At 71.1% G+C, this 6,568-nt stretch carries 4 protein-coding genes; 1 reads left to right on the top strand and 3 read right to left on the bottom strand.

Translation table 11 applies throughout. The annotated features are described in order from the left end of the window. The 3 genes from MXD58_RS16950 to MXD58_RS16940 form a co-directional block, all read right to left on the bottom strand. Nucleotides 1–645 (bottom strand): 5'/3'-nucleotidase SurE (locus tag MXD58_RS16950; RefSeq protein ID WP_250609536.1); only part of this gene is annotated, 645 nt, incomplete at its 3' end. 251 nt (nucleotides 646–896) lie between these two features. Then, nucleotides 897–2,246, bottom strand: coding sequence for an ABC transporter substrate-binding protein (locus tag MXD58_RS16945; protein ID WP_250609534.1), 1,350 nt, complete (start codon nucleotides 2,244–2,246; stop codon nucleotides 897–899). 504 nt (nucleotides 2,247–2,750) lie between these two features. Continuing rightward, nucleotides 2,751–5,414: a valine--tRNA ligase gene (locus MXD58_RS16940; RefSeq protein WP_248839696.1), complete on the bottom strand. Its 2,664-nt coding sequence runs from the start codon at nucleotides 5,412–5,414 to the stop codon at nucleotides 2,751–2,753. A 66-nt stretch (nucleotides 5,415–5,480) separates the two neighbouring features. On the opposite strand from MXD58_RS16940, the gene MXD58_RS16935 reads away from it, so the two are divergent. Beyond that, on the top strand, nucleotides 5,481–6,568 hold a 1,088-nt coding region (locus MXD58_RS16935; RefSeq protein WP_250609533.1), incomplete at its 3' end, for a Gfo/Idh/MocA family protein.

Raw genomic sequence — 6,568 nt, 5'->3', positions numbered from 1 at the left:
GAGCAGCGCGGCGCGGTGGGCGGTGATCCAGGCAACGACCTGGGCGGCGCCGGGAGCGTAGTCGTAGGTGTCGCCGAGGCCCTCGCTCGCGGCCAGAGCGGGGATGCCGCGCTGGGCGGCGGCGCGGGCCGCGCCGACGGTGCCGGACAGGTTGACCACCGGGCCGAGGTTCTGCCCCTCGTTGATGCCGGAGACGACGAGGTCGGGCTTGAGGCCGAGGGCGTCGAGCGCCACGTTGACGGCGTCCGCTGGGAAGCCGCTGACCGCGACGGCCGGTTGGCCACTGGCGGTCCGGTCGTCGTTGTGGCTGACTTCGCCGCCACTGGTCTTGCCGCCGGTTCCGCTCTGGTTCGCCGCCGGTGCCACGATCTTCACGGTTGTGTTCGGCAGGGCGGCGATGGCGCGGGCGACCGCGTCGATGCCGGCGGAGCTCACCCCGTCGTCGTTGGTGACGAGCACGTCGAGCGTGGTGTCCGCGGGGCGGGTGGCGGTGGCCGACGCTGGTGCCGGCGCCGCGCTCGAGGCGGACGTGGAGCTGGCGCTGGCCGGCGCGGCGGTGTCGGCACTGCCGGAGGACCCGCACGCGGCGGCGGCGAGCAGGACGGTCGCCACTGCGACGGCGAGACGAACGGGCCTCGTGGACACCGGTCCTCCTGAGCTGCGCCGGCCTGGCCGGCTTTCGGGGCACTTCTGTGCGAGCACCACTTTCTACAGCCTGACTCGCATCGGTGCCACTACCAGGCGCGATGCCGGACCCGGGACCGGGATGTCACCTCCGTCCCGGCCCCGCACGCCGAGATGGCCCGTCCGGCCGCAGGTGCCACGCGGCCGGACGAGCCATCCGGATGGATCTCTCAGCGTCCCTCGACTAGCGGGCCGTGATCACAGGACCTTGATCACGGGGCCTTGGTGATGGCGCCGCAGGCGAGCGGCGGCGCGGTCCACTTGCCGTCCTTCAGGTGAACGAGGGTCGCGCAGGGGGAGGACGCGATGTGGTTCAGCGGCCAGCGGGTCTCGGGCACGACGTTGGGCACGTAGTTGGTGTAGCTCGTCGTGTTGAGAGTCTTCAGGAAACTGTCGACGGTCAGATTGCGGCCGGTCTTCTCCAGCGCCTTGACGACCATGTCCGCGGACCAGTAGCCGACCATCGCGGTAAGGCTCACCGCGGTGCCCGGAGAGTACTTCTCGAGGTCCTTGATCATCTGCGCGTTGGCGGGCAGGTCGGCCGGGATTCCCGGCTGCCACTGGGTCAGCGCGTAGCTGTCGTCGAGGGCCTTGATGCTGGACACCCGCGGGTCGAACAGCGGTGAGACGGAGTATCCCTTGAACCCGGAGGCCTTGAGTGCCGTCGCGAGCTTGATGGCGTCACCGAACGGGGTCGCGTAGAAGATGACCGTCGGCGGCTTGCCACCGTCGGACTTCATCAGGGAGTTGACGATCGGGGTGGCGTCCGTCAGGCCGGACAGCGGGACCTGGGCCTTCTGGTAGACCACCTTGAACCCGGCCGACTCGAAGCCCTGGCCAACGGTGATCATGCCCTGCTTCGCGGACTCGTTGTCCAGGCCGACCATCCCGATGGTCTTCGGGGCTCCGGCGGAAAGCAGCTTCGCGACCACGAGGGATCCACCGGTGTCGACGGTCCGCACGCCGTTGGCCGGCGGGCTCTGGCAGCCGGTGATGCCGAAGCCGATGGCGTTGCCGCAGTAGGCGCTGGTGGTGCCCCAGCCGAAGAACGGCATGGTCGCCTTGCAGAACGCGTCGAGGTTGTTCGCCGAGGTGGAGTTGACCGGTACGGCCGCGAACACCTGGTCCTTCTCGACGACTGCCCGGGCCTGGTCCGCGGTACGGCCGCCGTCGCTGCCGTCATCCCGGACACCGATGAAGTCGATCTTGCGGCCGGCGACGCCGCCCTCCGCGTTGGCCCGCTCGAAGCGCGCCTTCGCCCCGGGCAGAACGTCGCCGAAGGCCGTACCCGCCGGGCTGGTCAGCGAGGCGAGACCACCGAGTTTGATCGAGGTCGGAGTGATGCCCCGCGTTGGATTGCTGGCTGGTCCATTGCAGGCCAGGGTCTTTGGATCCAGGGTGACGTTGGTCTGGCTCCACCCATGGTCCGGACCCTGCTTGTTCAGTGCCGGGTCGACGGTGACCGTGCCGCCGCCGCCGCTGCCCTTGCTGTCACCGCCGCCACTGCTGCTGCTGCAAGCCGCGAGCCCAACGGTACAAGCTGCGGATAAGACCAGAATCACTCGGCCGGAACGCCGCATATCTGCCTCCATCGCCGAACGAGTCGGCCGAAAATACGTCCCCGGGAGGCGATCTGTCGGGTAACAGCATCGGTCCCGGTTGAAGTGGTGCCACGACTGCCGCGGCGTCGGTACCCGCCCTCCCGGGCGGCCACCTCGGCCAGGCGACAGACGGAAGGACTGTCCTGGGTCGTGCGACCGCCCACGATGTGGCGGCCCTTGTCGTCGTCCGAACGGTTGAGGGCTTTTCATGAACCTTTGGTTGCGCAAAAACGTATTGTGCGCCGACTCACACTGTCAAGAGATAGTCCGGCTCACGGTTCGGGGAGGCGGGTGGGGGTGCGAAAGGCTGCGTAGCGACCAGAACTGGTCACCCGCAGCGATGGCCCGGCGGGGGCGGTCAGCCGGGAAATGCCCAGCGTGAGGCGACGTCAGGGCATGGCGATGCCCCGGCGAGATGCCCCGGCCCGGGGCGGCGGGCCGGGCCGGCGGGCCGGGGCGCGGGGGTCAGGCCTGCGGCAGGGCGGCGAGCTGGTCGGTGATCCGGCGGATCTCCTCGTCGGCGCGGCTGACCCGGTCGCGCATCTCCGCGATGACCTTCTCGGGTGCCTTCGCGGTGAACTTCTCGTTGCCGAGCTTGGCCTGGGCCTGGGCGCGGATCTTCGCCGTGGCGGCGAGGTCCTTGTCGAGCCGCTTGCGCTCGGCGGCGAAGTCGACGGCGCTGGAGAGGTCCAGCTCGAACCGGACGCCCGCAACCTCCACCTGGCTCACCACGCTGGGCGCCTCGGCCGGCGGGTCCAGCCGGGTGAGGGCGCGGAGGTGCTCCTCGTGGCCGGCGAGCAGCGGGTCGGTGAACTCGATCCGGGTCGCGACCCGCTGGCCCGGCTTGATGCCCTGCGTGTTGCGGAAGCGGCGGATCTCTGTGACGACGGCCTGCAGGGTCGCGACCGTGGCCTCGGCGTCGGGCGCGGCGAGGCGGTTCTCCGCCAGCGGCCACGGCGCCACCACGATCGACGTACCCCCGGTCAGGGACAGCCACAGCTCCTCGGTGACGAACGGGATCACCGGGTGCAGCAGCCGCAGCGTCACGTCGAGGACGTGGCCGAGCACCGCCCGGGTGTTCTCCGCCGCCTCGCCGCCCTGGCCGATCGTGACCTTGGAAAGCTCGACGTACCAGTCGAACAGCTCGTCCCACGCGAAGTGGTAGAGCACGTCGCAGACCTTCGCCAGGTGGTACTGCTCGTAGGCGGCGTCCACCTCGGCGACGACCGAGGCCAGCCGGGACAGGATCCACCGGTCGATCGTGGTCAGTGCGTCGAGGTCCGGCAGGTGCGCGCCGACGTCGGCGCCGTCTCCGGCGGGCAGCGGGCGGGCGCCGTTCATCAGCGCGAAGCGGGTGGCGTTCCAGACCTTGTTGCAGAAGTTCCGGGAACCCTGCACCCACTCCTCGCCGACCGGCACGTCGGCGCCCGGGTTGGCGCCGCGGGCCAGGGTGAAGCGCAGCGCGTCGGCGCCGTAGGCGTTCATCCAGTCCAACGGGTCGACGGTGTTGCCGCGGGACTTCGACATCTTCTTGCCGAACCTGTCCCGGATCAGGCCGGTGAGCACAATGTGCCGGAAGGGAACGGCCTGCTCGATCGGCTGGTCGTCCATCGCGTAGAGGCTGAACATCATCATCCGGGCGACCCAGAAGAAGATGATGTCGTAGCCGGTGACCAGCACGTCCGTCGGATAGAACTGGCGCAGGTCGGGGGTGTCGTCCGGCCAGCCCAGCGTGGAGAACGGCCACAGTGCCGCGGAGAACCAGGTGTCGAGGACGTCGGGGTCCTGGTGCCAGCCCTCGGCGGCCGGCGCGGCGTCGTCCGGCCCGACGCAGACGACCTCGCCGTCCGGGCCGTACCAGACCGGGATGCGGTGGCCCCACCACAACTGGCGGCTGATGCACCAGTCGTGCATGTTGTCGATCCAGTCGAAGTAGCGCCCGGACAGGTCCGCCGGGTGGATCGTGACGTGGCCCTGACGCACGGCGTCGCCCGCGGCACGGGCCAGCGGGTCGACCTTCACGAACCACTGCTTGGACAGCCGCGGCTCGACCACCGTGTCGCACCGGGAGCAGTGGCCGACGGCGTGCAGGTAGGGACGCTTCTCCGCGACGATCCGACCCTGCTCGCGCAGCGCCGCGACGACCGCCGGGCGGGCCTCGAAACGGTCGAGGCCCTCAAACGCGCCGTGCACGGTGATGATCGCCCGCTCGTCCATCACGGTGATCGCGGGCAGGTTGTGGCGCTGGCCGATCTCGAAGTCGTTCGGGTCATGCGCGGGGGTGACCTTGACGGCGCCGGTGCCGAACTCGGGGTCGACGTGCTCGTCGGCCACGATCGGGATCCGCCGGTTGGTCAGCGGCAGCTCGACGGTGGTGCCGACGAGGTGCGCGTAGCGGGGGTCGTCCGGGTGGACCGCGACGGCGGTGTCGCCGAGCATCGTCTCCGCGCGGGTGGTCGCCACGACGATCGAGCGCTCGCCGTCGCCGTAGCGGATGGAGACCAGCTCGCCGGCGTCCTCGGAGTGCTCGACCTCGATGTCGGACAGCGCGGTGCGGCAGCGCGGGCACCAGTTGATGATCCGCTCGGCCCGGTAGATCAGGCCGTCGTCGAAGAGCCGCTTGAAGATCGTCTGCACCGCGCGGGACAGGCCCTCGTCCATCGTGAAGCGTTCACGCGACCAGTCGACGCCCTCACCGAGACGGCGCATCTGGTCGAGGATCCGGCCGCCGTACTCCTCCTTCCACTGCCACACCCGGGAGACGAACTCCTCGCGGGTGAGGTCGTGGCGGGACTTGCCCTCCGACTGGGCGAGGTGGCGCTCGACGACGGTCTGGGTGGCGATGCCGGCGTGGTCCATCCCCGGCAGCCACAGCGCCTCGAAGTCGCGCATGCGGGCCCGGCGGGTCAGCGCGTCCATCACCGTGTGCTGGAACGCGTGGCCCAGGTGCAGCTGGCCGGTGACGTTGGGCGGCGGGATGACGATGGTGAACGGCGTTCTGTCGCTCTTGACGTCCGCCTCGAAGTACCCGGCCTCGACCCACCGGCGGTAGAGCTTTTCCTCTACGTCGGCGGGGGCGTACTGCGTGGGCGGGACGGGCTGGGCGGGCGGGACAGAGCTTGCGGTCACGGTTGGTGATTATAGCCTCGGCGCGGCACCGGGCAGTTCGGCGCTTCGTCGCCTATGGTGCCGAAGATGACTCAGGCTCCGGATCCGCCGAGTCTGCCGCCGCTACGGATCGGCATTCTCGGCGCGGCCAGGATCGCGCCGTGGGCTGTGATCACCCCCGCGCGGAGCAACCCCGAGGTGGTGGTGGCGGCGATCGCCGCCCGCGATCCGCGGCGGGCGCAGGCCTTCGCCCGCCGGCACCGGATCCCCCGCCCGGTCGCCTCCTACCAGGCGCTGGTCGAGGACCCGGAGATCGACGCCGTCTACGTACCGCTGCCCGCCGCCCTGCACGGGCGCTGGACGCTAGCGGCGCTGGCCGCCGGGCGGCACGTGCTCTGCGAGAAGCCGTTCGCGGCCAACGCCGACGAGGCCGCGTCCGTCGCCGCCGCGGCGCAGCGCTCCGGCCTCGTGGTGATGGAGGCGTTCCACTACCGCCACCACGCGCTCGTCACCCGGATCCTCGAGCTGCTCGCCGAGGGCGCGATCGGCGAGGTCACCCAGGTGCGCGCCCGCTTCCACCTGCCGCTCCCGAGCCGGGGCAACATCCGCTACGACCTCGCGCTCGGCGGCGGCGCGCTGATGGACGCGGGCTGCTATCCGGTGCACCTTGTGCGCACCGTGGTGCGCGCCACCGGAGATGACGGGGAGCCCACCGTGGTGTCGGCGCGGGCCCGGGAACGCTCCGGCAGCGGGATCGACGACGTGATGACGGCGAGCCTGTCCTTCCCGGGCGGCGTGACCGGCGAGATCTCCTGCGGTATGCACCGGCTGCCGCGCGGATTCCCGACGGCGCGGATCATCGGCACCCGCGGCGAGATCCGGGTGCTCAACTTCGTCGTGCCGCAGGCGGGTTGCCGGCTGACCGTGCGGGCCGGCGGGAAGCATATGCGGGTCCCGGTTCCCCGCCGGCCCAGCACCTACGCCTGCCAGCTCAGCGCGTTCGCCGGCGCCGTGCTGCGGGGCGGGCCCGTCCTGACCGACGCCGCCGACGCCGTCGCGTCGATGCGGGTGATCGACGCGTGCTATCGCGGAGCGGGCCTCGCCCCGCGCGAGCCGCGGCCCCCCGGCCGCCCCGGCCCGCCCCCGCACCCACACCCGGCGCCGGCGCACCCGCA

It is taken from the genome of Frankia sp. AgKG'84/4 (assembly GCF_023242965.2).
Classification (GTDB): domain Bacteria; phylum Actinomycetota; class Actinomycetes; order Frankiales; family Frankiaceae; genus Frankia.
Note: the sequence above shows the minus strand (reverse complement) of the source record. Positions and strands in the feature narration are given on the sequence as shown.